The organism is Mesorhizobium sp. M0983, from assembly GCF_040318975.1.
In the GTDB taxonomy this organism is placed as follows: domain Bacteria; phylum Pseudomonadota; class Alphaproteobacteria; order Rhizobiales; family Rhizobiaceae; genus Mesorhizobium.
Genome location: NZ_JAMYNH010000007.1, coordinates 109,111 through 131,765 on the forward strand (window position 1 = coordinate 109,111; position 22,655 = coordinate 131,765).

Below are 22,655 nucleotides of genomic sequence, written 5' to 3' on the forward strand. Positions count from 1 at the left end.
CGGTGTTTTGCGGCCGGCCTGCGCTCTATGCTGGAGTCAGCAGTGACTTACAACAGGCTTCCCGCGCCGGAATTAGCGCCTATCTTGGGGCCATGCGCGCCAGCGACCTGCTTCATCCCCGGCCGGAAGGGCTGTATTGCCCGCCCGGCGATTTCTTCATCGACCCGGTGCGGCCGGTCAACCGGGCGCTGATCACACATGGCCATTCCGACCATGCCCGCCCCGGCCACCGCTCGGTGATGGCGACGCAGCAGACGCTCGACATCATGGGGCTGCGCTACGGCGAAGATTTTGCCGGAACGACGCAAGCCGCCGTGCTCGGCGAGACGATCACGCTCGACGGCGTCACCGTCAGCTTTCACCCGGCTGGCCATGTGCTGGGCTCGGCGCAGATCAAGGTCGCGCATCAGGGCACATGCATCGTCGCGTCCGGCGACTATAAGCGCCAGAAGGACGCGACCTGCGAGCCGTTCGAGCCACTCAAATGCGACGTCTTCATCACCGAGGCGACGTTCGGCCTGCCGGTGTTCCGCCATCCGCCCGATAGCGAAGAGATCGCCCGGTTGCTGAAATCGACCGAGCAGTTTCCCGAACGCACGCATCTGGTCGGCGCCTATGCGCTTGGCAAGGCGCAGCGCGTCATGCGCCTGCTGCGCGATGCCGGCTACGAAAAGCCGATCTACATCCATGGCGCGCTGGCCAAGCTCAGCGAGTATTTCCAGAGCCAGGACATCGATCTCGGCACACTGGAACCGGCGACCGTCGAGAGCGGCGCGAAAAGCGACTTTGCCGGCGCCATCGTCGTCGGCCCGCCATCCGCGTTCGCCGATCGCTGGGCGCGGCGTTTTCCCGATCCGATGTCGTGCTTCGCCTCAGGCTGGATGCGCATCCGCCAGCGCGCCAAACAGGGCGGCGTCGAGCTGCCGCTGATCATCTCCGATCACTCCGACTGGGACGAGCTGACAGCGACGATCAAGGAGACCGGCGCCGAGGAAATCTGGGTGACGCATGGCCGCGAGGAGGCGCTGGTGCGCTGGTGCGAACTCGAAGGCATCGCCGCCAGGCCGCTGCATCTGGTTGGCTATGAGGACGAGGGCGATTGATGGTGGAAATCGCCGGTATGGCGTTCTGTCGCGCCCCCCTCTGGCCTGCCGGCCATCTCCCCCACGAGGGGGGAGATCGGCAGCTTTGGCGCCGCGCTCGTTCCCTCAACGCTGGAGATTGGCGAAACCAGTGGCGACATCCAATCTCCCCCCTCGTGGGGGAGATGTCCGGCAGGACAGAGGGGGGCGCGAAGGATCGCAAGCTTCCCCCCTTGGCGCTCCTCCCATGAACCGCTTCGCCGAGCTTCTCGACCGGCTGGTGCTGACGCCGTCGCGCAACGGCAAGCTGACGCTTTTGACCGATTATTTCCGCAGCGTCGAGGATCCTGACCGCGGGCTGGCGCTGGCGGCCATCACCGGCGATCTGTCCATCGCCGCGGTCAAGCCGGCGATGCTGCGCACGCTGGTCGTCGAGCGCATGGATCCGGTGCTGTTCGGCTATTCCTACGACTATGTCGGCGACCTGGCCGAGACCGTGTCGCTGGTCTGGCCGCAAGCGCCGGTCGACATTGCGAACCACGAGCCGACGCTGGCCGAAGTGGTGGCGAAGCTGCAGGCGGCGAGCCGTTCGGACGGGCCTCAGGTGCTGGCCCGGCTGCTCGACAGCGCCAGCACTTCGGCGCGCTTTGCCATCATAAAGCTGGTCACCGGCGGCCTGCGCATCGGCGTCTCGGCGCGGCTGGCCAAGCAGGCGCTCGCTGATTTCGGCAGGGTCGAAATCGCCGAGATCGAGGAACTCTGGCACGGCCTGACGCCGCCCTATATCGCGCTGTTCGCCTGGCTGGAGGGTAAAGCGGAAAAACCCAGGAAGACGGCGCTGGCGCTGTTCAGGCCGGTGATGCTGTCGAATGCCGTCGGTGACGGCGACCTCGAAAAGCTCGACCCGGCCGACTACGCGGCCGAATGGAAATGGGACGGCATCCGCGTCCAGGCGGTTTGCGAAGGCGGCATTCGCCGGCTCTATTCGCGCACCGGTGACGATGTCTCCGGCGCCTTTCCCGATCTTGCTGAGGCGATGGATTTTTCCGGCGCCCTCGACGGCGAGCTTTTGGTCGGAGACCCCAGGCAGGCGACGGGCACGTTCTCGGACCTGCAGCAGCGGCTGAACCGCAAGAGCGTGTCACCCAAGATCCAGCAGCAATACCCGGCCTTCATGCGCTGCTACGATGCGCTGCAGATCGGCGACGAGGATGTGTGCGGACTTCCCTTCCGCGAACGGCGCGGCCGGCTCGAGGCCTTTGTGAGGACACTCGATCCGAGCCGCTTCGATCTGTCGCCGCTGGTCGAATTCACCAACTGGCAGGCGCTGGAGGAATTGCGCCGCAAGCCGCTGCATCCGGTCATCGAAGGCGTCATGCTGAAGCGCTGGGATTCGCCTTATGTGGCCGGGCGGCCGAAGGGCCCCTGGTTCAAATGGAAGCGCGATCCGCACACGGTCGACGCCGTACTGATGTATGCCCAGCGCGGCCACGGCAAGCGCTCGAGCTTCTATTCCGATTATACATTCGGCGTCTGGTCCGGGCCGGAAGGATCGGAAGAGCTGGTGCCGGTGGGAAAAGCCTATTTCGGCTTCACCGACGAAGAGCTGAGGCAGATCGACAAATATGTCCGCGACAACACGATCGAGCGCTTTGGCCCGGTGCGCTCAGTGCGTGCCGACCGCAGACAAGGCCTCGTACTGGAGGTGGCATTCGAAGGGCTCAACCGCTCGACGCGGCACAAATCGGGCGTCGCCATGCGCTTCCCCCGCATTTCACGATTGCGCTGGGACAAGCCGGCGGCCGAAGCCGACCGCATCGAGACGCTGCAGGCGCTGCTCGACAGTTAACTTAAGGAAGGACTGAAACGCGGATCTCGTAGATGTCGACCGACTTGCCCTGCTTGTCGAAGTCGGAATTGATGGCGATGGTGCCGGCAGCGCCCGGACGCTTGTCGGGAAGGCGCACGTCGAACAGATATTCATTGCGCTCGCGACCGACCGCATAGCGCTTGCGGCCACAGTCGCCGAGTTCGCCGAAATTGCAGTCGACGGAAATCTGCGTCTCCTGCCCCTCCTCGGAGCGTGCGATGATGTCGAATGTGGCATGCTTGCCGGCGATCCTCTCCAGCACGCCTTGCCCGACGTCGAAGCTGATGGCCGAGCCGGATGCGCCCGAGCGGATGCGCAGGAAGGAACCGCTTTCGTCCTGGACAACGTCGGCCTTGGCGTCCGACGGCGCATTGACCTGCGTCGGGTCGCCCGGCGAAAACACGTTGATCCAGTCGCGCGCCTGGTCCTCCTCGCCCTGCTTTGGCGGCGAAGCGGTGTCATCCGGCGTGAAATCGTCGCCGTCGACCGTTGGCGGCACTTCCGGCGGCGCCGTGTCGAGTTCGGTTGCCGATTTGAAGACGCCGGTCTGGTTGGCGAAATAAAGGCCGATGCCGGCGGCTGCGAGCAGCGTCACACCGAGGAAGATCGCGGTCAAAGGCAGGCGCCGCCGCCTCGCCCGCCGGTCGTCGCGGTCGGGCGTCACTTCCGCATCGTCGGTTTCGACGTCGGCTTCGGTCGGAGCCGAGGCCCCCATGTCGATCACCGGCACTTCGGCAACAGGTGCATCGGGCATGATGTCGGGGACGACCGGCAGGACGCGCGACCGAGGCGCATCGGATTCGGGCGGCTGCGCCGGACCGTCAACGACGACATCGGGCGACGGCACGGGCTCGGCTTCGGTTTCGGTTTCAGCTGGAGGCTCCACCGCCGGTGCTGTCTCCAAACTGTCGGTCGGCGCGGCGACGTCGGGAACCGCCGGCAGGAATTCCGATTCGATTTCGGTGATCTTGGCCTGGACCGCCTTGCGGCGCTTGATGGCGACCTCCACGGTGACGTTTGGATTGGCCTGCAGGGCACGGTCGAGTGCCGCGAAAGCCGATCGATAGACCCGCTCGCGAAACGCCCGGTCGTCGGCATTGCCTTTCTCGAAGGCATTGCGGATCGCTTTTTCGATCGCGTCCAAGCAAATTCCCTCTGCAATTTCACTCACATTGTCATGATCGTTAGCCGCAGGCGACCAATCAATCAACAAGCGAGCGGCCGCATTCTGCCTTGCCGAGGGGTGCAAAGCTCATTTCGGCGGTTTTCGGTAAAGGAATCAACATTTTTCGCTGCTTTTCCGGTCACGGCGGCAACGTGGCGGTCGGGGCGGCCGTGCGAAACGGCGTCGCACGGCCTATGGCGGATCGGCGCGGCTGCTGCCCTTGCGCCCGGCCCGGGACCGATACGATTTGCCAAGCCTCGTCCTTGAATTCGCGGCTGCCATCTTGAATTCAACGCTACCATCTTGAATTAAACGCTGGTTGCGTCTATCACCCAGCCCATCCTGGAAGCTCGGCTTCCCGGGCCGCTTTAGCTCAGTTGGTAGAGCACATCATTCGTAATGATGGGGTCAGGTGTTCGAGTCACCTAAGCGGCACCAAACGATTTACCCGCGCGCCTCCTTCAACCAGCGCTCAGCCGAGTGGAAAGGCCGACGCCGCCGAGACGAGGGCGAGCATTGCCAGCACGACCCCCGCCGCCCGGCAGATGACCCGATGATGCCGCATCGCGGCAGCGCGCACGACCGGACGCGAAAGGGCGACGGCCAGAAATCCGTACCAGCCAATGTCGATGATGGCGACGATGGCCGCGACCATCAGCATCTCGTTCGAATTCCGGATCGGCAGCATCAGCCCCATGAAGGCGACGGCAAAGAAAGTGGCGGTTTCAGGCGAGAGAATGCTGATGAGAAACCCGCCGGCAAACAATCCGGCCTGTCGTCTCTGAGGCTCGTCGCCGACGGCCGGCGGCGCCGTTCTGGCGATGCGCAGGGCCATCCAGCCAAGGACCGCCGCACCGGCGATCTTGACCGCCGGCACCGACAGCGACCCGGAAAGATGAACGGCGCCAAACGCCACCAGGACCGCCAGCACGGCGGTTCCGGCGCCGATCCCGGCCACGAGCGGAATCGTCCTGCCAAAGCCGTGCAGGGAGGCAAGGCTGCCGGTCGCGAGCCCGATCGGGCCTGGCGTGATCATGATCACCGTATATGCCGCCAGGAATTGCAGCATGGCCGTCGACAGCAGAAGCGAATTTGACATTGCAGCCTCCCGTTTGTTGCGTCGATCACAGAGCGGCGAGGAATTCCCGTCGCGCCCCAGCCGCCGGACGCCGGCGGCGGTTCCCCGCACCGCCGCCGTTGCCCGCCTTCTCCCCCGGATCGTGAAGGCGTCGTGGTGTTGGGAGGTCCATCCACGCTGCGAGCAGAAACCTACGCGGAGCCGCGGGCATGCAAATCGGTACCGCCACCCATTTTTAGGCGGTCGATTTCCCAGTTTTCGCGGAAATTTTGCTGCGGGAACTACCCAGAGCCTGTTCCATCCCGACAGAATCGGCTGGAATCATGGTCCCGTCTGGTGCGGTTCCAACGGATGGGTGCCCGTCAGGAGCCACGGCTCGCCGCGCAGCCGCAGGAGGATTTCCATACGGTTTGCGGCGTTGAGCTTGCCGAGCAGCGAGGAGACGTGATGCTCGATCGTGCGGGGCGAGCGCGACAAATGTCGCGCGACTTCCTTGTTGCTGATGCCCTGGGCGATCAGGGCGAGCACCTTCTGCTCGTGCTGTGTCAGGCCGAGCGGATGGCGACGGGCCGCCGCATAGGGTCCGCGCTGCACCTTCGGCAGCAGGCCTGACAGGCCCTGACGCTGCGCGAGCTTGCGCGCCAGCGCTGCGGCCGCGGGCGCGTCGATCTCGTCCAGCATCGCCACGGCGCGAGCGAGCGCCGTTCCGGCATCCGCCCCACGAACCTGCATGAGGGCAAGTGCTGCCTCGTAGGGCAGCGAGAAACGCGTCCACTCCGCCGCGGCGGCCTGCGGGTCGCCGACAAGCTCGGCGGACCAGGGCGACGGTATGGGCGCCGATAGCGCCGGCAGCGATCCGGGCATTCCGCATCGACGCCACCAGACCGACAATTCGCCAAGGTCCCTGGGGCGGAAATTGTCGAGGTTCATGGCCGCCAGCTCGGTAAGCTGCGCGTGGCCGGCGCCGATATCCTCGGCAAGCCAGGCCGCCTCCGTCAGCGCCAGGCGAACCGGGACGATACGCTGCGGCTCGCCGGTCGTCTGCCCCTCCGCAAGGGCCCGCTGCAAAAGGTCGACGCCGTCGGTCTCGCCCAGCCTTACGCGGACCGTGCCAAGCACGGTGAGCGCCGGCAAGTGCATCACCATCGGCAGGCGCTCCACATTCATGACGCCCTGAGCGATGGTTGCGGCCTCGCGAAACCGACCCTGTTCCATGCAAAGCTGCGCCTGCCGGCCGAGCAGGTATTGCGCCGCCGAATCGAGGTCGTGCCTGGTGCAGAATGCGATGCCTTCGGCCAGCAGCCGCTCCGCCAGCTCGAAGTCCTTGGCCACCACCGCGCATTCCGCAAAGTTCGTATAGGCCCGCGCCGCATGGTCGTGGAGCCCGTGCTCGAGCGCCAGGGCAAGGCTTTCCTCCAGCCGCTCACGGCCGCCAGGGCAGTCGGCGAACATGAGCGCGGTGCCGACATTGTTGAGGGCGTGAACGCGCGTCTCGACCTCACCCAGCCGATCGGCCAGGCTGATCGCGCGCTCGCCCCATTCGATCGCCTCGTCGAAACGATAGTGCAGCATATGGAGCTGCGAGCGTGTGCTGTAGGCCATTGCCACTTCGGGACCCGGCGGCAGGCCTTCCACTTCATGCACGGCCTGGTCGGCATACTCTTCCGCCTGCGGGCCTTCGCCGCGCCGCCAGTGCAGCCGCGACAGCCAGCGCAAATTGAGCCCTATCTTGTCGACCCGGTCCAGCTGCCGCCAGATGGCGATGGCGCGATGCCGGGCCTCGATGATGGCATCATAGACAAGCAGTGCCAGGCCGGCCTCGTAGGCCCAGTCCTCGTGCAACTGCGCGGCCAGTTCCGGCGGGGCTTGGTCGACATATCTGAGTGCGGTCGCCAGATGCGAGGCCGCCTCCCGGTGCGCGCCCAGGCGGGCGGCCTGCCGGGCGGCGAGCGGCGCGAGTTCGAGCACGCGTTCGCCATTGTCGGCGCCACCGGCGTGATGGACGCGGCGCGAAAGCAGAGCGCTTGCCTGCGACGCCGGAACTTCCGAGAGTGCCGCTTCGACCTTGGAATGAAGCAAACGTTGCAGAGAGGGGGAGAGCCGGTCGAGCGTCGCTTCCCTGGCAAGCTCGTGGCGAAATGTCAGCGCGCCCTGATCGTCCCGCCGCAGCAATCCACGGTCGACGCATCGATCCACGAGCGCTTCGGTCTCGTCCCCGAGAAGGGCCCGGATCAGCCACGGCTCAACGCTGCCCGGCATGATGCTCATGACCTCCAGCACGTCGCGCTCTCCAGGCGTCAGGCGCGACAGGCGGGACCACACCGCGTCGCGTATGGAATCGGGCACGCGCGCCGATTCGGTCTCGCTGCTGGACAGGAGCTCGGTAACGAAGAAGGGATTGCCCTCAGTAATGCGGTAAAGCCCGTCGGCGGAACGGCCGGCCTGTTCGGCCAGCATCGTAACCGCCTGGGGAGACAGCGGTTTAAGCGTCACGCGGCGTACGGAGGCGGCGGGAAGATCGCCGAGCACGTGGGTCAGCGGGTGATCGGCGTTCAAGTCCTCTCTGCGCATGCTGAGCACCAGCATGGTGCGGAGCAGGGAGACGCGGCGACCGAGATATCTTACGAGGTCGAGCGTCGCATTATCCGCCCAATGCATGTCCTCGAAGATGAGCACGGTCGTGCCCTTGGCGCGCTGCAGCGCGTTCAGCAATGCCGGGAAAAGCCGCTCCGGGGCTGCGGTCTCCTCAAGCAGCGCTGCCACGCGCGGGTCGAGCAAGTGCGCCATGTCCTGGAGAGGGCCCAATGGACGCGGCGTGAAGAGCGCCTCGCACCAGCCCCACAGCACCCGGCAGTCCCGGTCGGCGTTTTCCGCGAATTCGCGCAGCAGAGAGGTCTTGCCTAGGCCCGCCTCGCCATGCACCAGCACGGTCCCGCCATGTCCGGCAGCAGCTCTCTCGGCCGCGGCCAACAAAGCTCCAAGTGGGTCCTCTCGCTCAAGCAGCATCAAACCCGCGCCTCCAGAACATTGAAGGTACAACAGTAGGCAATGAGTGCAACACGCTCATTTCACATGACCTCACATGACCGCGGCGATTTGGCAAATCACCCCTGGGAAGCGGGCGTTATTTTGTCCCGGAGCCGATATGTTTGCTGCTGCCATAGGCATGAAGACTACAAAACAGGCAGACAACCAAGGCGGCGACAAGACCTAGCGAAGCGGGCTGGATAGCCTCACTTCCGTGATGATAGCGTGAAAGAAACGCGTTCCATCGATCCAGCCCAAAGCCTATCTCATCGTCGGCCGTTCCGGCCTGACGTTCAACAGGGGGTGAAAATCATGGAAGAGGAAGACGATGTCCTAAGCGACCTGAGCTATGTCGCCGAAAATTTCGATGATGTGGCAAAGGAAACGATCGTCCTGGTGCTGGAGGCTGCGATCGCCGAGATCATTGGCCTCAGAATTGCCCTGCAGACTGCCGCGTCGAAGGCGACACGGGCAACAGACTGAGTTGCAGCCGGGGTTGAACGAGCGCCTCAACTCGGCGAGGTGTCACCCAGCGACGCCACGGTTTTCAGCGCGCCGTCAAGCATGTCGCCCTTCTCGTCCTTCAGCGCGGCTTCGCGCAGGCGTCTGATCCAGTCGGCGGCGTCCGGGCGGCCCTTGACCACGTCGAGCGCCGACAGCACGCGGTCGAACTTCGACTGCGCGCGGGCATGGGTATCGCTGTAGCCTTTGATCAGCCGGCGGCAGTTGAGGATCTCCGTGCCAAGCGCGTAGTCCTGGCCGACTTGGCCGAGCGCCAGCGCATACCAGCGCTCGAGATGGGCGGTCTCGACCTTGTGGCGCAGCAGGCGGCGGCGCCAGCGGCGCAGGCCGCCGATGAACCACAATGCGGCAAAGCCGGCAAAACTGTCGGTGCGGACGTGGCGGCCGCGATTGATGCGGCGGTCGAGAAAGGCGGCGAGCCTCGGCCGGCTTTCGATATAGCTGCCGAGCCCGGCCGGCAGCGTGCCGCAGAATTCCTCGATGCGCGGATGGAAGTATTCGGTCACCTGCAGGACCGAGCCGTCCTTGACGCCGACCTCGCGGCGTACGCGTCGGTCGCGGCTCGAGCGCGTCTTCAGGTCGGCGACGCGGATCATGTCGTCGTAGCACATCGCATTGGCCAGATGCTTGGCGGCGGCGATCGACAGCGCGTAGTCATGTTCGGCATTGTCCAGGACGACGGCCCGGTCTAGCCGGTCGAGATACTCGCCGCCATAGTCGATGTCCTGATAGTCGACAACCTTTTTCAGACCGCGCATCGCCATGTCGCGGACAGGAGCCGGCAAAGGATCGACCCGGGCGGCCAGGTGCTGCCAGCCTCCCAAGAGACTTTGCGGGCCGCTGACTTTTGTCGCCGCGCCCGAGCCAGTTTCAGCGGCTGCCGGCTGTGCCGTCTTATCGCCCGAAGGCGCACTCGCGATGCCGCGCGCCCGATCGTAGGAGGCACCGAAGGCGGCGAGGCTGGCCTTCACACCGCGGCCGCCGGCACTGACCGCCTGCTCGTAGCTCTCGCGTGTGAACGGCAAGGCATCGGAGCCGGCCAGCGCGCCGAGCAGGCTCGCCGAGATCACCGAGCCGTTGTCGGCGGCGATCTTCTCCATGTCGAAGGCGATGAAGCGCTTGGCCGCGGCTTCCGCCGTGGCATGCACCTTGGCGGACGAGGCGCGGCCGTCGCCAGGCTCGATCTTTTCCGAGACAGCTGCGATGCGGTGCGACGAGGCGATCAGTGTCGTGCGCTCCGGCGTGACGAAGCCGCGGATGATGGCGCGGCCGGCCTCCATCAGTTCGGCGGCGATCAATATATCGACGTCGCCCTGCGACGGCGACAGCGCGAAGACCGGCAGCCGGCCGCTGTCGCGGCACATCTCGACGTAATAGATGGTGGCGCCGGTGCGCTGGGCGACGCCGGCGACCGAGGTCGATTGCGCGACATAGCCGTTGCGCTCGGTGACGTCGGTGATCCAGTCGGCCAGCACGCCGCCGCCCTGGCCGCCGACCGCCAGCACGGCAAGCTTGATGACGCGCTCGTCGTCCGGCGCGCCGGCCTTGGAACGGGCTGATGGGACAGCGTCAAGCATCGGCGAATGTCAGGCGCCGGCTTTCACGGCGCCGCTGCAAGAGGCCGATCATGGCGCGGCGCGCCGCTTCCAGGAAACGGTCCCGGCGGCTCGGATTGTGCACCACGTCGGCGCGGTAAAAGGACGGGCAGAGCACCGCCGCGTCGGCAACCTCGCCGCAATTGCCACAGCCGACGCAGCTCTCGTCGATATGCGCCACCGGATCGTCGCGCAGCGGGTCGTCCAGCGACTTCACCGATAGCGACGGGCAGCCGGAAAGCCGCATGCAGGCATGGTCGCCAGTGCAGATATCCTCGTCGACGCCGAATTTCGGCTTGACCATCCGCTTACCGCCCTTGATCGCCTTGTCGACCAAAGGCTTTTCGCGGCGCTGCCGGTTGAGCATGCATTCGGACGAGGCGACGATGACTTTTGGGCCCTTCTCGTCCGTCGTCAGCGCTTCGCGCAGCGCGTCTTGCATCTTGGTTACGTCGTAGGTGCGGTCGATGTGGCGCAGCCATTTGACGCCCATCCCCTTCACCGCCTCGGTGATCGGATGCTTGGTCGACTTCGTCTTGTTGCCGGCGCGGGACGACAGGATGTCCTGCCCTCCGGTCGCGGCCGAATAGAAATTGTCGACGATGACGATGACGCCGTCGTTCTTGTTGAACACCGCATTGCCGATCGATGAGGTCAGGCCGTTGTGCCAGAAGCCGCCATCGCCGACGAAGGAGATCGAGCGGCGCCTGGCATCGGGCGAATTGAACGCCGAGGCCGAGGCCGGCCCCAATCCGTAGCCCATGGTGGTGGCGCCGAGCTCGAAGGGCGGCATGATCGAAAATAGATGACAGCCAATGTCGGAGGCGATGTGGTGCTTGCCCAACTCCTGTTCGACCAGCTTGGTCGCTGCGAAGATCGGCCGCTCCGGGCAGCCGACGCAGAAGCCGGGCGGGCGGCCCGGGACGACGTTGATCAGGTCGGCGGTGTCGAGCCCGTCGCCGATCTTGTTCGGCGCGCGGACCTCGCTTGGCAGCAGATGCGGGATGGTGGCGCGCAGGAATGATCCGATGCCGTCGAGCATCACTTGGCCGGTGTATTCGCCGGCCATCGGCAGATGTTCCTTGCCGACGAGCTTGGTGCCGCGCCCGGCCTTGTGCAGCATCGCGGCAAAGGCCTGTTCGATGTAGTTGGGCTGGCCTTCCTCGACGACGAGGACGGCGTCCTTGCCTTCGCAGAAGGACAGGAACTCGTCATCGACCAGCGGGTAGACGGCGTTCAGCACATAGAGCGGCACGTCGGTGTCGCCATAGGTGTCGGCGAGGCCGAGCCGCTGCAGCGCCCGGATGACGGAATTGTACATGCCGCCCTGCATGACGATGCCGACCGCGCCGTGCTCCGGGCCGAAGAACTCGTTGATCTTGTTGTCGCGGATGAAATCCACCGCCGCCGGCCAGCGTTTCTGCACCTTTTCCTTCTCGTGCAGGAAGGACGCGGGCGGCAGCACGATGCGGCCGGTGTCGCGGCGCGGCGCCTCGAGCGCATCGGCGACCGTCATCGCCGGGCGCTTGTTATCCTTGGCGATGAAATGGCCGTGCACATGGCAGCAGCGGATGCGCACCTGCAGCATGACCGGCGTGTTGGAAACCTCGGACAGCTCGAAGCCGTCCTCTACCGCCTTGACGATCGACGGCAGGTTCGGTCGCGGGTCGAGCAGCCAGACCTGGCTTTTCATGGCGAAGGCGTGGCTGCGCTCCTGCATGATCGACGATCCTTCGCCGTAATCCTCGCCGACGATGATCAGCGCACCGCCGGTGACGCCGCCGGACGCCAGGTTGGCCAGCGCGTCGGAGGCGACATTGGTGCCGACCGTCGACTTGAAGGTCGCCGCACCGCGGATCGGATAGTGCACCGATGCCGCCAGCATGGCGGTAGCGGTGGCTTCGGAGGCGCTTGCCTCGAAATGCACGCCAAGCTCGCCGAGGATATCCTGCGCATCGGCCAGCACGTCCATCAAATGGCTGATCGGCGCGCCCTGATAGCCGCCGACATAACCGACGCCGCATTGCAGCAGCGCCTTGGTGATGGCCAGAATGCCCTCGCCGGAAAACTCCTCGCCGGCGCCGAGTCTGAGCTTTTCGACTTCCTTGGCAAAAGACCGTTCGGCCATTTTGGGCTCCTTCCGTTGCCGCCAGGAATCTGGCGGCGCGTAAGATCAGATGTCGTGCTTGCGAATGTTCTTCAGCATCTTTTGCAGCGTCGCGATCAGCGCCGCGTATTCGGCATCGTCGATGTCGTCGAACATCGTCTCGAAAGCGTCGTGCATGGCCGGCCAGGCGCGCGCGAATTCGGCGCGGCCATCGTCGGTCAGGAACACATGGCGGATACGGCTGTCGGTAACCCCCTGCTCGCGCCGCACAAACCCTTGTCCCTCCAGCGTGTCGAGCGTGCGGCTCAAGGTCGACTGCTCGATGACGGTATAGACCGACAGATCGTTGACGGTGACGCCATCGGTGACCGACAGGACGGCCAGCGTCCTCACCTGCGGAATGGTCAGGCCCTGCTTGCGGAAATTGTCGCGCAAGGTGGCATTGTAGCGGCCCATGATGCGGTTCATCAGATAGGGCGCGAATTGCTGCAGGCCGATCTGGCCCAAAGTCGAGATGCGCTGGCGCTTTTCAACTTTCTGTTCCATCACAGCCTCCCCGCCAGGAGAAAGCCGGAGCCGCCGCCCAGCCCGGCGCCGGGATGGGTCGAGGCGCCGATGTGGTAGAGTCCCTTGACTCCGGTGGCGTGATTGCGGCTCGTCTTGAACGGCCGCCACAGGAACGACTGGTCAATAGTCGAGGAGCCGCCATAGGGATCGCCGCCGACCAGATTGATGTTCATCGCTTCCAGGTCGGCCGGCGAATAGGCGCGACGTGCGATGACGCTGTCCTTGAATCCTTCGATATGGCTGGCGAGGATCGCTTCGGCACGGTCGGCATAGGCTTCGCGCAGCGCCTCGGTCCAGCGGCCATCCGCAGGCGTCTCGAGCTTGCCGGCCGCATCACCCTTGATATTGCGAGGCGCCTCGGGAAGTTGAAGCCACAGGATCGCCTTGCCGTCTGGACAGCGCGACGGGTCGAGCGCGTGCGGCTGGCCGACGCAAATGGTCGGCACCTCCGGCAGCATGCCGCGCACGGCCTCGTTGCAGGCCTTCGAGACGCCGTCGAGCCCCGGCGTCAGATGCAGCAGCGCGACCTTGTCCAGGCCCTCGCCGCGCCATGCCGGCGGCTTGTCCAAGGCATAGTGGATCTGGAAATTGCCCTTGCCGTAGCGGTATTTTTGCGCCGCCTCGACGTCGGCTTTCGGGGCCGCGTCACCGAGCAGCCGCTCGTAGAGCTGGGTCGGCGTGACCGAGCAGATAACGCTCTTCTTCGCCGTGACCGTCTCGCCCGAAGCCAGCCGCACACCGGTGGCGCGGCCTCCGCTCTGGACGATGGAGGCAACGTCGGCGCCGGTGCGGATTTCGCCGCCACGTTCCCTGATCAGGGCTTCGAAGGCGGACAGCAGGTTCCTGGCACCGCCCTTGACGATCGGCGCGCCGGCCGCCTCAAGCGCGAAGGCGATGACCTTGGCGATCTGTCCCGAAAACGCATCTTCGGGCCCGAGGCCGGCATGCAGCACCCAGGGCGCCCACAGCGCGCGCATGGTTTCCGACTGGTAGGTGCTTTCCAGCCAGCCGCGCGCCGGCACCAGCGCGTCGCCGACAAAGGCGGCAAGGCCACGCGGGCCGCGCCGCCATGCCTCGCCCGCCAGCAGCTTTGCCGTCGGGTAAGACCACAGGCTGCCGCCGAGCAGCCCGAACAGGAGGCCGGCATTGCGCTCGATCTCGCCGACATCGCTGCCGTGCCGGTCGCCGTCGCCCGCGGCAAGCGCATTGGCCGCCGCGACATTGGCGGCGCGATCGGAGCGCAGGATGGCATGGCTGCCATCCGGACGCAGCACGCCGGTCGGCGTGGAGGTGTTGCAGAACTCCAGCCCGTGCCGCGCCAGATCCTTGCCCAGCGCCGCATAGGCCGGCGAGGTGATGAACAGAACGAAGGTCGTCGCCATCACGTCGTGGATGAAGCCGGGCGCGGTGATTTCTTCTGTGCGCATGCAGCCGCCGATGCGGTCGTTGCGCTCGAGCACCAGCACCTTCGCCCCCTTGCCGCCAAGCATCGCGGCGCAGACCAGCGCGTTGATGCCGCTGCCGACGATGATGTGATCAGGAGCGCTCATCGATGCGTGCTCCCGGTGAGCGGAAGGTGGAATTCATTTGCGCGGGTTGGCGTTCCTTCGCGCCCCCCTCTGTCCTGCCGGACATCTCCCCCACTTGGGGGGAGATCGGCTGTCACCGCGGCCTTCGCCACTCTCCAACGTCGCAGGAATGAGCGGGGCGCCGAAACTGCCAATCTCCCCCTTAGAGGGGGAGATGTCCGGCAGGACAGAGGGGGGCGCCGTAGAGCGGCAGCTTTGCAACGCTGCCGCTCCCAACCCGTCACCACAGCATTGCCTGCGCACATGATCTTCTCCCGAAGACCGCCAGTTGCCCTATTGTCTCGGCACCAGCGCCAGGGCGCGGATCGGGCTGCCGGTACCGTGCTCGATCTTGAGCGGCGCCGCGATCAGGATCGCGCCCTTCGGCGGCAGCCGGTCGAGGTTGCAAAGGCTGGCGAGGCCGTAGCGATTGGCCTTGTGCATCAGGCTGTGCGCCGGGAATGGCGGCTCCATGCCGCCGGCCTTGCCGGCATCGGTGCCGATCGTCTCGCTGCCCCAGCCCTTGATGTCCTTGCCGATCAGATACTGGATGGCTTCCGCGGTCGGGCCGGGCGTGTGAGGACCGGTCTCATTGGCGTTGAGGAACTCGGCTTCCGAGCCGTTGCGCTTATACCAGTCGGTGCGCATCACCACCCACTCGCCCGCGTTGATAACGCCATGTTCGGCTTCCCATGCCTTGATGTGATCGACGGTGAGCAGGAAATCGTGATCGGCGGCCGCTTCCTTCGAACAGTCGATGACATTGACGGGTCCGACAAAATTCTGCGCCGGAATGGTGTCGGTGGCGCCGTCCGGATAATCCTTACCGGTGATCCAGTGATTGGGCGCATCAAAATGCGTGCCTGAATGCTCGCCGAGTTTGAGCCAGTTCCACGCCCACCAAGGTCCGTTCTTGTCATAGGCGGAGATGGCGTGGATCTCGATCTTCGGCGTGTCTACCGCCAGTTCCGGCGGCAGCTTGATCAGCGGTGTGTCCGGCCCGAGCGGCGCCGTCAGGTCGACCACCTGGATGGCGCCTGAAAGAAGCTGGCCGGCGACTTCGCCGAGGAGTTGTTGCGTATCCATGGTCTCTGTTCCCTCTTTCTCGATGGTGCTGAAGGCTCTCGCGGCCCTTAATATCCTACTAGACGAAAACATATGCATCTGCAATTATCTTTAAGCATAAAGGAAATGGGTTGGGTGGGATGTGAGCGAGTTCGACGCCATATTTGTCGGGGCAGGCCACAACAGTCTGGCATGCGCCGCGCATCTGGCGCTCAAAGGCTGGAAAACAGCGGTTTTCGAACGCAACGCAACGATCGGCGGCGCCGTCCAGACGCGCGAATTCACGTTGCCGGGCTTCCGGCACGATTTCGGCGCGATGAATCTGAGCCTTTTTGCCGGCTCCGCCTTTCACAAGAAATATGCAAATGAATTGAAAACCCACGGGCTGGAATTCGTGCCGGTGTCCGACTGTTTTGCCAGCGCGTTCCCCGACGGCCGCTGGTTCGGTGTCAGCAGCGATCTGGAAACGACCGCTGCACGAATGGCCGCCTTCTCCGCAATCGACGTCGCCACATGGCGCCGCTTGGTTGCGGCATTCCCGGCCGAGGCCGAGCATCTGTTCCGGCTGCTGGGCTCGCCGATGAGCGGTCGAGCGCTCGCCGGCACTGCCTGGAACCTGTGGCGCAAGAAGGGTTTTGCCGGCGCGCTCGATACCGGGCGGCTGCTGCTTTCCTCACCCCGCGCGTGGCTCGAGGAGATTTTCCAGTCGCCGCATGTCAGGGCGACGCTCGCCACCTGGGGCATGCATCTCGACTTCGCCCCCGACATCGCCGGCGGCGCGGTGTTTCCTTACCTCGAATCCATGGCCAACCAGTGCTTCGGCATGGTGCTCGGCAAGGGCGGCGCCGACACCATCATCCACGCTTTGTCGGGGATGCTCACGGCTGCCGGCGGCAAGATCGTCACTGGGGCTGACGTCGCCGAAATCACGGTGTCCGCCGGCAAGGCGACCGGCGTGCGGCTCGCTTCCGGCGAGATCCACACCGCCACCAAGGCTGTTATCGCCGGTGTCGCGCCCAAGGCGCTGATCGGGAAGCTGTTGCCTGACGGTTCGGGCGACGCCGGTTTCGACACGGCCATGAAAAACTTTCGCCACGCGCCGGGGACGATGATGATCCATCTGGCGCTCGACGATCTGCCGGATTGGCGCGCCGGCGCCGAGCTTCGGCAGTTCGCCTATGTGCATCTGTCGCCGTCGCTCGATGCCATGTCGCGGACCTATCAGCAGGCGATGTCAGGCATGCTGCCGGACGAACCGGTGCTGGTCGTCGGTCAGCCGACGGCGGTCGACACATCGCGCGCGCCCGACGGCAAGCATGTGCTGTGGGTGCAGGTGCGCATGCTGCCGGCCGAGATTGTGAGCGATGCGGCGGGCACGATCGCGGCGGCTCACTGGGACGAGGCTAGGGAGCACTACGCCGAGCGCGTCCTCGACATTATCGAGCGCTATGCGCCCGGCCTTCGCCGGAAGATCCTCGGCCGCGCCGTGTTCTCGCCCATCGACCTCGAACGCGAGAACCCCAACCTTGTCGGCGGCGACCAGATCTGCGGCAGCCATCATCTGGCGCAGAATTTCCTGTTCCGGCCGGCGCGCGGCTACGCCGGCTGGAACACGCCGGTCGGCAATCTGCATCTGACCGGGGCGGCAACATGGCCGGGCGCCGGCACTGGTGCGGGCTCGGGCTTCATGCTCGCACAACAACTTGGCGGGAGGTAAAGCCGTAATTTTCAACTAGGGTGAAGGAGGACAAGGCGCGGTTGCCCAAGGAGCCTGAACCCACCGATTGACAACGACACCGCGCATAAAAGCAACAGGGGAACGACCATGACAATCAACAGACGAGAATTGCTCGGATATGGCGCGGCCGCGCTTGGCGCTACGGCGCTCGGCCTGCCGCAAATCGCCAAGGCTGCCGGCGAACTGACCATCGCCTACAATGTCAACCTGCCGTCCTGGGACCCGACCACCGGGCCTTCGGCAGTCAACCCGACCATCCAGGGCCTTTACCAATCGGTGTTCGACCAGTTCATCCCGCAGAAGCCGGACCTTTCCTTCGCGCCCGGCCTGCTCACCGAATGGGGCTGGAACGAAGATCGCAGCAAGATCACGATGACGGTGCGCGAGGGCGTCACCTGGCATGACGGCTCGCCATTTACGGCCGAAGACGTGGTCTGGTCGCTGCAGCGGGCGGGCGATGAAAAGACCGGCAACCCGATCCAGTTCGTCTGGAAGAACGTCAACAATTTCAAGATCGACGGCAACAAGATCACCGGCGATGTCGTGCAATTCGACCCAGTGTATTTCAAATGGATGTCGTTCCTGACCGGCTACATCATGCCGAAGGCCTATTACGAAAAGGTCGGCGCCGAAGGCTTCGAGAAAGCTCCGATCGGCACCGGGCCCTATATGGTCGACAAATTCGAGCGCAACGCCTTCCTGCGTCTCAAGGCCAACCCGAACTACTGGGGCGGCAAGCCGGCCTTCGAAAACGTGACCATCAAGTTCGTCACCGATGCGGCGAGCCGCGTCGCCGAGATCGAGTCCGGTTCCTCGCAGGTTACGCTCGAAATCCCCTATGAGGAATATGACCGCCTGATCGCCAAGGACGGGCTTGCCGGCTCGTGCAAGAACGTTTCCGACATCGGCATGATCTTTTTCAACGACATCGACGTGATGCTGGACAAGAACGTGCGCCAGGCGGCGGTGATGGCGGTCGACAAGAAGCTGCTGGTCGACCGGCTGCTGCGCGGCTACGGACAGCCCATCGATACGCTGGAGACGCCGGAATACGCCGCCTACGATCCGTCGATCAAGGTCGAGCACAATCCGGAAAAGGCCAAGGAATTGCTGGCCGCATCCGGCTATTCGCCGGAAAAGCCGGTCAAGTTCACGATCCAGACGACCAAGGGCTTCAAGCCCAAGGATTACGAGATGATCCAGGCGATCGTCGGCATGTGGCGCAAGGTCGGCATCGAGGCGACGATCGAGGTCTACGAAATCGCCAAGCACTACGAGCTGCGCGCCGCCGACAAGCTGGCGCCGGCAGCCTTCTACAATTGGGGCAACGCCATCGGCGACCCCACCACTTCGACCGGCTTTGCCATGTATGGCCCGAGCCCGCATTCGGTGTGGGACAGCCAGGACTTGATCGACATGATCAACCCGCTATGGGGCGAGAAGGACGAGGCCAAGCGCATCGCCGGCTGGAAGGCCGTCGACAAATACATCGCCGAGCAGGCCTATGTGCTGCCGCTGATCCAGTATGCGCAGCCGATCGTGCATGCCAAGGGCGTCAATGTCGTGCAGCATGTGTCGGGCGCGCTGTTGCCGGCGCTGATGAGCCCGGCCTGAGATCGGCCCGGGACTAACGCGCGCCGTCTGCAACGACGGCGCGCCTTTTCCGCCAGGCATACAGGCGACCATGCTGCTGCAAAGATTCCTGATCCGTCTTCTGACGATGGCGATCACGCTGTTCGGCGTGGCCGTCGTCGTCTTTATCGTCATCCGCGTCGCCCCCGGCGATCCGATCGCGATGATGCTGCCGCCCGGCGCCACCGATGCCGACATCGCGCGGCTGCGCGCTCTGTACGGGCTGGACAAGACGATCGTCCAGCAATTCTTCATCTGGCTGTCCGGCGTAGTCAGAGGCGATTTCGGCACGTCGATCTCACTGCGGCAGGATGTGCTGGGGCTGGTCTTCAATCGCCTCCCGGCGACGCTGGAGCTCGCCTCCGTCGCGCTTGTGATGGCGGTGGCGATCGGCGGCACGATGGCGATCCTCGGCGCGCGCGAGCGCGGCACCGCGGTCGAGGCCGGCATCGACATTGCCAGTGGTGCGGCGCTCTCAATTCCCGATTTCCTGTGGGGTCTGGTGCTGATCTTGTTGTTCGGCGTGCTGGTGCCGGTGTTCGACATTTCCGGCCGAGTGTCGCCGCAACTCGACCTGCCCTTCGCCACGCAATTCTATCTGTTCGAAAGCATCGTGCGACTGCGCTTCGACCTGACCAGGGACCTGCTGGCACACATGCTGATGCCGGCGATCGCGCTGGCGCTGCCGCTGGCCGCGATCATCTCGCAGCTGCTGAAACAGTCGCTGAAGGAAGTGCTCGACCTCGACTATGTCGTGCTGGCGCGGGTAAAGGGCTTTTCGGAAACGCAGGTCATCCTGCGCGAGGCGTTGAAGAACGCGGCGCTGCCGACGCTCACTCTGGTCGGCGTGCAGTTTACCTTCCTGATCGGCGGCACGGTCATCGTCGAACGGCTGTTTTCCTATGAAGGTCTCGGCAATATGGCGATCGATGCCGTCATCAATCGCGACCTGCCGATGATCCAGGGCATCGTGCTGGTGTTCGCACTGCTGTTCGTGCTGATCAATCTTGCCGTCGACATGATGTATGCGCTGCTCAATCCGAGGCTGCGCCATGGATGAGGCCCGCATTTCAAGACATGGCTGGCGGGCACGCCTGTGGCTGGCCGGCGGCTGGCTGCTGATTGCGCTGCTGGCCGCAATTTTCGCGCCGCTGGTCGCACCGCAGGACCCGCTGGCGCAGGATTTGATGCTGGAGCGCCTGCCGCCGTTCTGGCTGAGCGGTGCCGAGCCCGGCGACTGGCTCGGCCCCGACAGCCTCGGCCGCGATCTGTTGTCACGGCTGATCTTCGGTGCGCGCATCGCCTTCATCGTCGCCTTCGCGGCGGCCTTTGCCGCCTGCCTGGTCGGCTCGACGCTCGGCCTGATCGCCGGCTATTTCGGCGGCTGGGCCGACCGCATCATCTCGCGTATCGTCGATGTCTGGATGGCGTTTCCGCCGGTGCTGTTTGCCATCCTTCTGGTCGCCGTGCTCGGCACCGGCTTGAGCTCGGTCATCATCGCCATCGCCGTCATCGACTGGACGCGCTTCTGCCGGGTGATCCGCGCCGAGACCATGGGTCAGTCGCGCATGGACTATGTCGAGAACGCCCGCATCGCCGGCTATGGCCGCATCGGCATCATGCTGCGCGAGGTGCTGCCCAATGTGGTGCCCTCGATCGTGGCACTCCTGTCGCTCGAAATGGGCATCGCCGTCATCGTCGAGGCGATCCTGTCCTTCGTCAATCTGTCGATCTCGACCGACGATCCGACCTGGGGCGGCATTATCGCCGAGGGCCGCCTGTCGATCCATCAGGCCTGGTGGGTGCTGGTGTTCCCGCTGGTCACGCTGATCCTGACGGTGCTGTCGTTCAGCCAGTTCGGCGAAGGTCTCAGGGCACGTTTCGATCCGGTGCTGCGATGAACGCGCCTGCGAAACCCTGCCTGGACATACGCAACCTTAGCGCGGTGCTGCCTAATGGCTTGCGCGTGCTGCGCTCGGTGTCGCTCGCCGTCGAGCCCGGAGAAGTCCGCGCGCTGGTCGGCGAGAGCGGCGCGGGCAAGACAATGATCGGCAAGGCCGTGCTCGGCGTGCTGCCACCGAGCGTGCGCATCGTCGAAGGCAATATGCTGCTCGAAGGCGAGGATCTGGGCCGGCTGGCACCCAAGGCAAGGCGCACCCTGATCGGCGCGCGCACGGCGCTGATCCCGCAAGACCCGCTGACGGCGCTCAATCCGTCACGGCGCATCGGCCCGCAAATGACCGACCGGCTGGTGCGCATCCTCGGCTGGAGCGGTGAGAAGGCCGATGCACGCATCCGCCAATTGCTGGACGAGGTGCAGATCCGCGACCCCGAGCGCGTGCTCAAATGCTATCCGCACGAGCTGTCCGGCGGCATGCGGCAGCGCGTGCTAATCGCCGCGGCGTTTGCAGCCGAACCAAGGCTGATCGTCGCCGACGAGCCGACGACCGCGCTCGACGTGACCGTGCAGAAACAGATCTTGCGGCTGATCGCGCAATTACAGCGCGAGCACGGCACGGCGATCCTGTTCGTTACTCACGATCTCGGTGTGGTTGCCAAGATCAGCCAGAAAGTTTCGGTGCTCTATGCTGGCAAGGTGGTGGAAGAGGCCGATACCGCAGCGCTGTTCGCCGCACCCCAGCACCCTTATACGCTGGCGCTGATGGCGGCGACGCCGCGCTACACCGATCCGTTCGCCTCGCTGAAGCCGGTCGACGACAAGGTGCTGGCCGGGCTGGCCGCGGAGATCGCCGCCGCCGACCAGGCATGGAGGCGACCGCATGGTTGAGCCGCTGTTTTCCGTGCGCGGGTTGAAGGTTGCGTTGCCCGACATGACGCGCAAACCGCTGATCGGCCGGGCGCCGCTGGCCGAGATCCTGAAAGGCCTGGATTTCGACCTGCCAAGGGGATCGGTGACCGGCATCGTCGGCGAATCCGGCTCCGGCAAATCGACGCTCGGCCGTGCCTTGGTGCGCCTGCTGGAGCCCAGTGCCGGCAACGTCATGTTCGACGGCCGCGACATCACACATCTGCCTGAGGCCGAGCTCCGGCCGCTGCGCCGCAATCTGCAGATGATCTTCCAGGATCCGATGTCGTCGCTCAACCCGCGCCGCACCATCTTCAGCATCATTGCAGCACCCCTCAAGCAGAACGGGCTTGGCGACAATCTCAAGGCACGCGTCGCGGAGGCGCTGCAGCGCGTCGGCCTGCCGCAGAGCTTTGCCGGCCGCTACCGTCACGAAGTGTCGGGCGGCCAGCGCCAGCGCGTCGGCATTGCCCGCGCACTGGCGCTGTCGCCGAAATTCGTGCTGGCCGACGAAATCGTCTCCGGCCTCGACGTGTCGACCCAGGCGCAGATCCTGACGTTGCTGGAAAAACTCGCCGCCGAAATGGGCCTGACCGTTGCCTTTATCAGCCACGATCTGTCGGTGATCCGGAGGCTCTGCCGACAAGTGATCGTCATGCGCGAAGGCGCGATCGTCGAAGCCAGCGCGACGGATACTTTGTTCGAGCACCCGCGGCAGGCCTACACGCGCGACCTCCTCGCCGCCATTCCGCTGCCCGAGATCGATGACGCCTGGCTGCTTCCCGCCCCAAAGGCGCCGGCATGAAGCACAATCCTATTCGCACGCCGAAGAG

At 64.9% G+C, this 22,655-nt stretch carries 17 protein-coding genes and 1 tRNA gene; 10 read left to right on the plus strand and 8 right to left on the minus strand.

What is annotated here, in order from left to right; translation table 11 throughout:
- The first annotated feature begins 92 nt into the window (after positions 1 to 92).
- Both NKH71_RS15300 and NKH71_RS15305 read left to right on the plus strand, forming a co-directional pair.
- Positions 93 to 1,103 carry a ligase-associated DNA damage response exonuclease gene (locus NKH71_RS15300; RefSeq protein ID WP_352483268.1) on the plus strand — a complete coding sequence of 337 codons (1,011 nt, stop codon included), beginning with the start codon at positions 93 to 95 and terminating at the stop codon, positions 1,101 to 1,103.
- Between the two features lie 226 nt (positions 1,104 to 1,329).
- Positions 1,330 to 2,931 (plus strand): cisplatin damage response ATP-dependent DNA ligase, encoded by a 1,602-nt coding sequence (locus NKH71_RS15305; protein ID WP_352791870.1) that lies wholly within the window; start codon positions 1,330 to 1,332, stop codon positions 2,929 to 2,931.
- Between the two features lies 1 nt (position 2,932).
- Here the strand turns inward: NKH71_RS15305 and NKH71_RS15310 are convergent, their stop codons facing one another.
- Complete coding sequence (locus NKH71_RS15310) at positions 2,933 to 4,096, minus strand: hypothetical protein (RefSeq protein WP_023717852.1); 1,164 nt, start codon at positions 4,094 to 4,096, stop codon at positions 2,933 to 2,935.
- 383 nt (positions 4,097 to 4,479) lie between these two features.
- Here NKH71_RS15310 and NKH71_RS15315 point away from each other — a divergent pair.
- Positions 4,480 to 4,555 (plus strand) — tRNA-Thr (locus NKH71_RS15315).
- Positions 4,556 to 4,589: 34 nt separating this feature from the next.
- Here the strand turns inward: NKH71_RS15315 and NKH71_RS15320 are convergent.
- Positions 4,590 to 5,216, minus strand: coding sequence for a LysE family translocator (locus NKH71_RS15320; RefSeq protein WP_352791871.1), 627 nt, complete (start codon positions 5,214 to 5,216; stop codon positions 4,590 to 4,592).
- A 300-nt stretch (positions 5,217 to 5,516) separates the two neighbouring features.
- A complete protein-coding gene (locus NKH71_RS15325; RefSeq protein ID WP_352895146.1) occupies positions 5,517 to 8,201 on the minus strand; it encodes an ATP-binding protein in 2,685 nt (894 codons plus the stop codon).
- 333 nt (positions 8,202 to 8,534) lie between these two features.
- Here NKH71_RS15325 and NKH71_RS15330 point away from each other — a divergent pair, with 333 nt between their 5' ends.
- Complete coding sequence (locus NKH71_RS15330; RefSeq protein ID WP_352483273.1) at positions 8,535 to 8,705, plus strand: hypothetical protein; 171 nt, start codon at positions 8,535 to 8,537, stop codon at positions 8,703 to 8,705.
- A gap of 26 nt (positions 8,706 to 8,731) precedes the next feature.
- Here NKH71_RS15330 and NKH71_RS15335 read toward each other — a convergent pair whose 3' ends face one another.
- From NKH71_RS15335 to NKH71_RS15355, 5 genes are all read right to left on the minus strand, one after another.
- Positions 8,732 to 10,321 (minus strand): indolepyruvate oxidoreductase subunit beta family protein, encoded by a 1,590-nt coding sequence (locus NKH71_RS15335; protein WP_352895147.1) that lies wholly within the window; start codon positions 10,319 to 10,321, stop codon positions 8,732 to 8,734.
- Positions 10,314 to 12,467, minus strand: a complete 2,154-nt coding sequence (locus tag NKH71_RS15340; RefSeq protein ID WP_352483275.1) for a thiamine pyrophosphate-dependent enzyme — start codon at positions 12,465 to 12,467, stop codon at positions 10,314 to 10,316. The genes NKH71_RS15335 and NKH71_RS15340 overlap by 8 nt, the downstream gene beginning before the upstream one ends.
- A 45-nt stretch (positions 12,468 to 12,512) precedes the next feature.
- Entirely contained in the window at positions 12,513 to 12,992 is a 480-nt protein-coding gene (locus tag NKH71_RS15345) for a MarR family winged helix-turn-helix transcriptional regulator (RefSeq protein WP_352493744.1), read from the minus strand.
- Positions 12,992 to 14,563 (minus strand): phytoene desaturase family protein, encoded by a 1,572-nt coding sequence (locus NKH71_RS15350; protein WP_352493743.1) that lies wholly within the window; start codon positions 14,561 to 14,563, stop codon positions 12,992 to 12,994. Before NKH71_RS15350 ends, NKH71_RS15345 begins: the two co-directional genes overlap by 1 nt.
- Before the next feature lie 312 nt (positions 14,564 to 14,875).
- Positions 14,876 to 15,667 (minus strand): cyclase family protein, encoded by a 792-nt coding sequence (locus NKH71_RS15355; protein WP_352791874.1) that lies wholly within the window; start codon positions 15,665 to 15,667, stop codon positions 14,876 to 14,878.
- Between the two features lie 121 nt (positions 15,668 to 15,788).
- Between NKH71_RS15355 and NKH71_RS15360 the strand changes: the two genes are divergently transcribed.
- From NKH71_RS15360 to NKH71_RS15385, 6 genes are all read left to right on the plus strand, one after another.
- On the plus strand, positions 15,789 to 17,363 hold the full coding sequence (locus NKH71_RS15360) for a phytoene desaturase family protein (protein ID WP_352791875.1): 1,575 nt from the start codon (positions 15,789 to 15,791) through the stop codon (positions 17,361 to 17,363).
- Positions 17,364 to 17,471: 108 nt separating this feature from the next.
- Entirely contained in the window at positions 17,472 to 18,998 is a 1,527-nt protein-coding gene (locus tag NKH71_RS15365) for an ABC transporter substrate-binding protein (protein ID WP_352791876.1), read from the plus strand.
- 70 nt (positions 18,999 to 19,068) lie between these two features.
- Positions 19,069 to 20,076 carry an ABC transporter permease gene (locus NKH71_RS15370; protein WP_352791877.1) on the plus strand — a complete coding sequence of 336 codons (1,008 nt, stop codon included), beginning with the start codon at positions 19,069 to 19,071 and terminating at the stop codon, positions 20,074 to 20,076.
- Positions 20,069 to 20,917, plus strand: a complete 849-nt coding sequence (locus tag NKH71_RS15375; protein WP_352895148.1) for an ABC transporter permease — start codon at positions 20,069 to 20,071, stop codon at positions 20,915 to 20,917. The genes NKH71_RS15370 and NKH71_RS15375 overlap by 8 nt, the downstream gene beginning before the upstream one ends.
- Positions 20,914 to 21,804, plus strand: a complete 891-nt coding sequence (locus NKH71_RS15380) for an ABC transporter ATP-binding protein (protein ID WP_031193635.1) — start codon at positions 20,914 to 20,916, stop codon at positions 21,802 to 21,804. Before NKH71_RS15375 ends, NKH71_RS15380 begins: the two co-directional genes overlap by 4 nt.
- Complete coding sequence (locus NKH71_RS15385) at positions 21,797 to 22,627, plus strand: ATP-binding cassette domain-containing protein (RefSeq protein ID WP_023717868.1); 831 nt, start codon at positions 21,797 to 21,799, stop codon at positions 22,625 to 22,627. Before NKH71_RS15380 ends, NKH71_RS15385 begins: the two co-directional genes overlap by 8 nt.
- Positions 22,628 to 22,655: the final 28 nt, after the last annotated feature.

Coding starts and splice junctions, on each gene's coding strand:
- NKH71_RS15300 (WP_352483268.1), top strand. CDS start 93: ATGCGCGCCAGCGACCTGCTTCATCCCCGGCCGGAAGGGCTGTATTGC.
- NKH71_RS15305 (WP_352791870.1), top strand. CDS start 1,330: ATGAACCGCTTCGCCGAGCTTCTCGACCGGCTGGTGCTGACGCCGTCG.
- NKH71_RS15320 (WP_352791871.1), bottom strand. CDS start 5,216: ATGTCAAATTCGCTTCTGCTGTCGACGGCCATGCTGCAATTCCTGGCG.
- NKH71_RS15325 (WP_352895146.1), bottom strand. CDS start 8,201: ATGCTGCTTGAGCGAGAGGACCCACTTGGAGCTTTGTTGGCCGCGGCC.
- NKH71_RS15330 (WP_352483273.1), top strand. CDS start 8,535: ATGGAAGAGGAAGACGATGTCCTAAGCGACCTGAGCTATGTCGCCGAA.
- NKH71_RS15335 (WP_352895147.1), bottom strand. CDS start 10,321: ATGCTTGACGCTGTCCCATCAGCCCGTTCCAAGGCCGGCGCGCCGGAC.
- NKH71_RS15340 (WP_352483275.1), bottom strand. CDS start 12,467: ATGGCCGAACGGTCTTTTGCCAAGGAAGTCGAAAAGCTCAGACTCGGC.
- NKH71_RS15345 (WP_352493744.1), bottom strand. CDS start 12,992: ATGGAACAGAAAGTTGAAAAGCGCCAGCGCATCTCGACTTTGGGCCAG.
- NKH71_RS15350 (WP_352493743.1), bottom strand. CDS start 14,563: ATGAGCGCTCCTGATCACATCATCGTCGGCAGCGGCATCAACGCGCTG.
- NKH71_RS15355 (WP_352791874.1), bottom strand. CDS start 15,667: ATGGATACGCAACAACTCCTCGGCGAAGTCGCCGGCCAGCTTCTTTCA.
- NKH71_RS15365 (WP_352791876.1), top strand. CDS start 17,472: ATGACAATCAACAGACGAGAATTGCTCGGATATGGCGCGGCCGCGCTT.
- NKH71_RS15370 (WP_352791877.1), top strand. CDS start 19,069: ATGCTGCTGCAAAGATTCCTGATCCGTCTTCTGACGATGGCGATCACG.
- NKH71_RS15375 (WP_352895148.1), top strand. CDS start 20,069: ATGGATGAGGCCCGCATTTCAAGACATGGCTGGCGGGCACGCCTGTGG.
- NKH71_RS15380 (WP_031193635.1), top strand. CDS start 20,914: ATGAACGCGCCTGCGAAACCCTGCCTGGACATACGCAACCTTAGCGCG.
- NKH71_RS15385 (WP_023717868.1), top strand. CDS start 21,797: ATGGTTGAGCCGCTGTTTTCCGTGCGCGGGTTGAAGGTTGCGTTGCCC.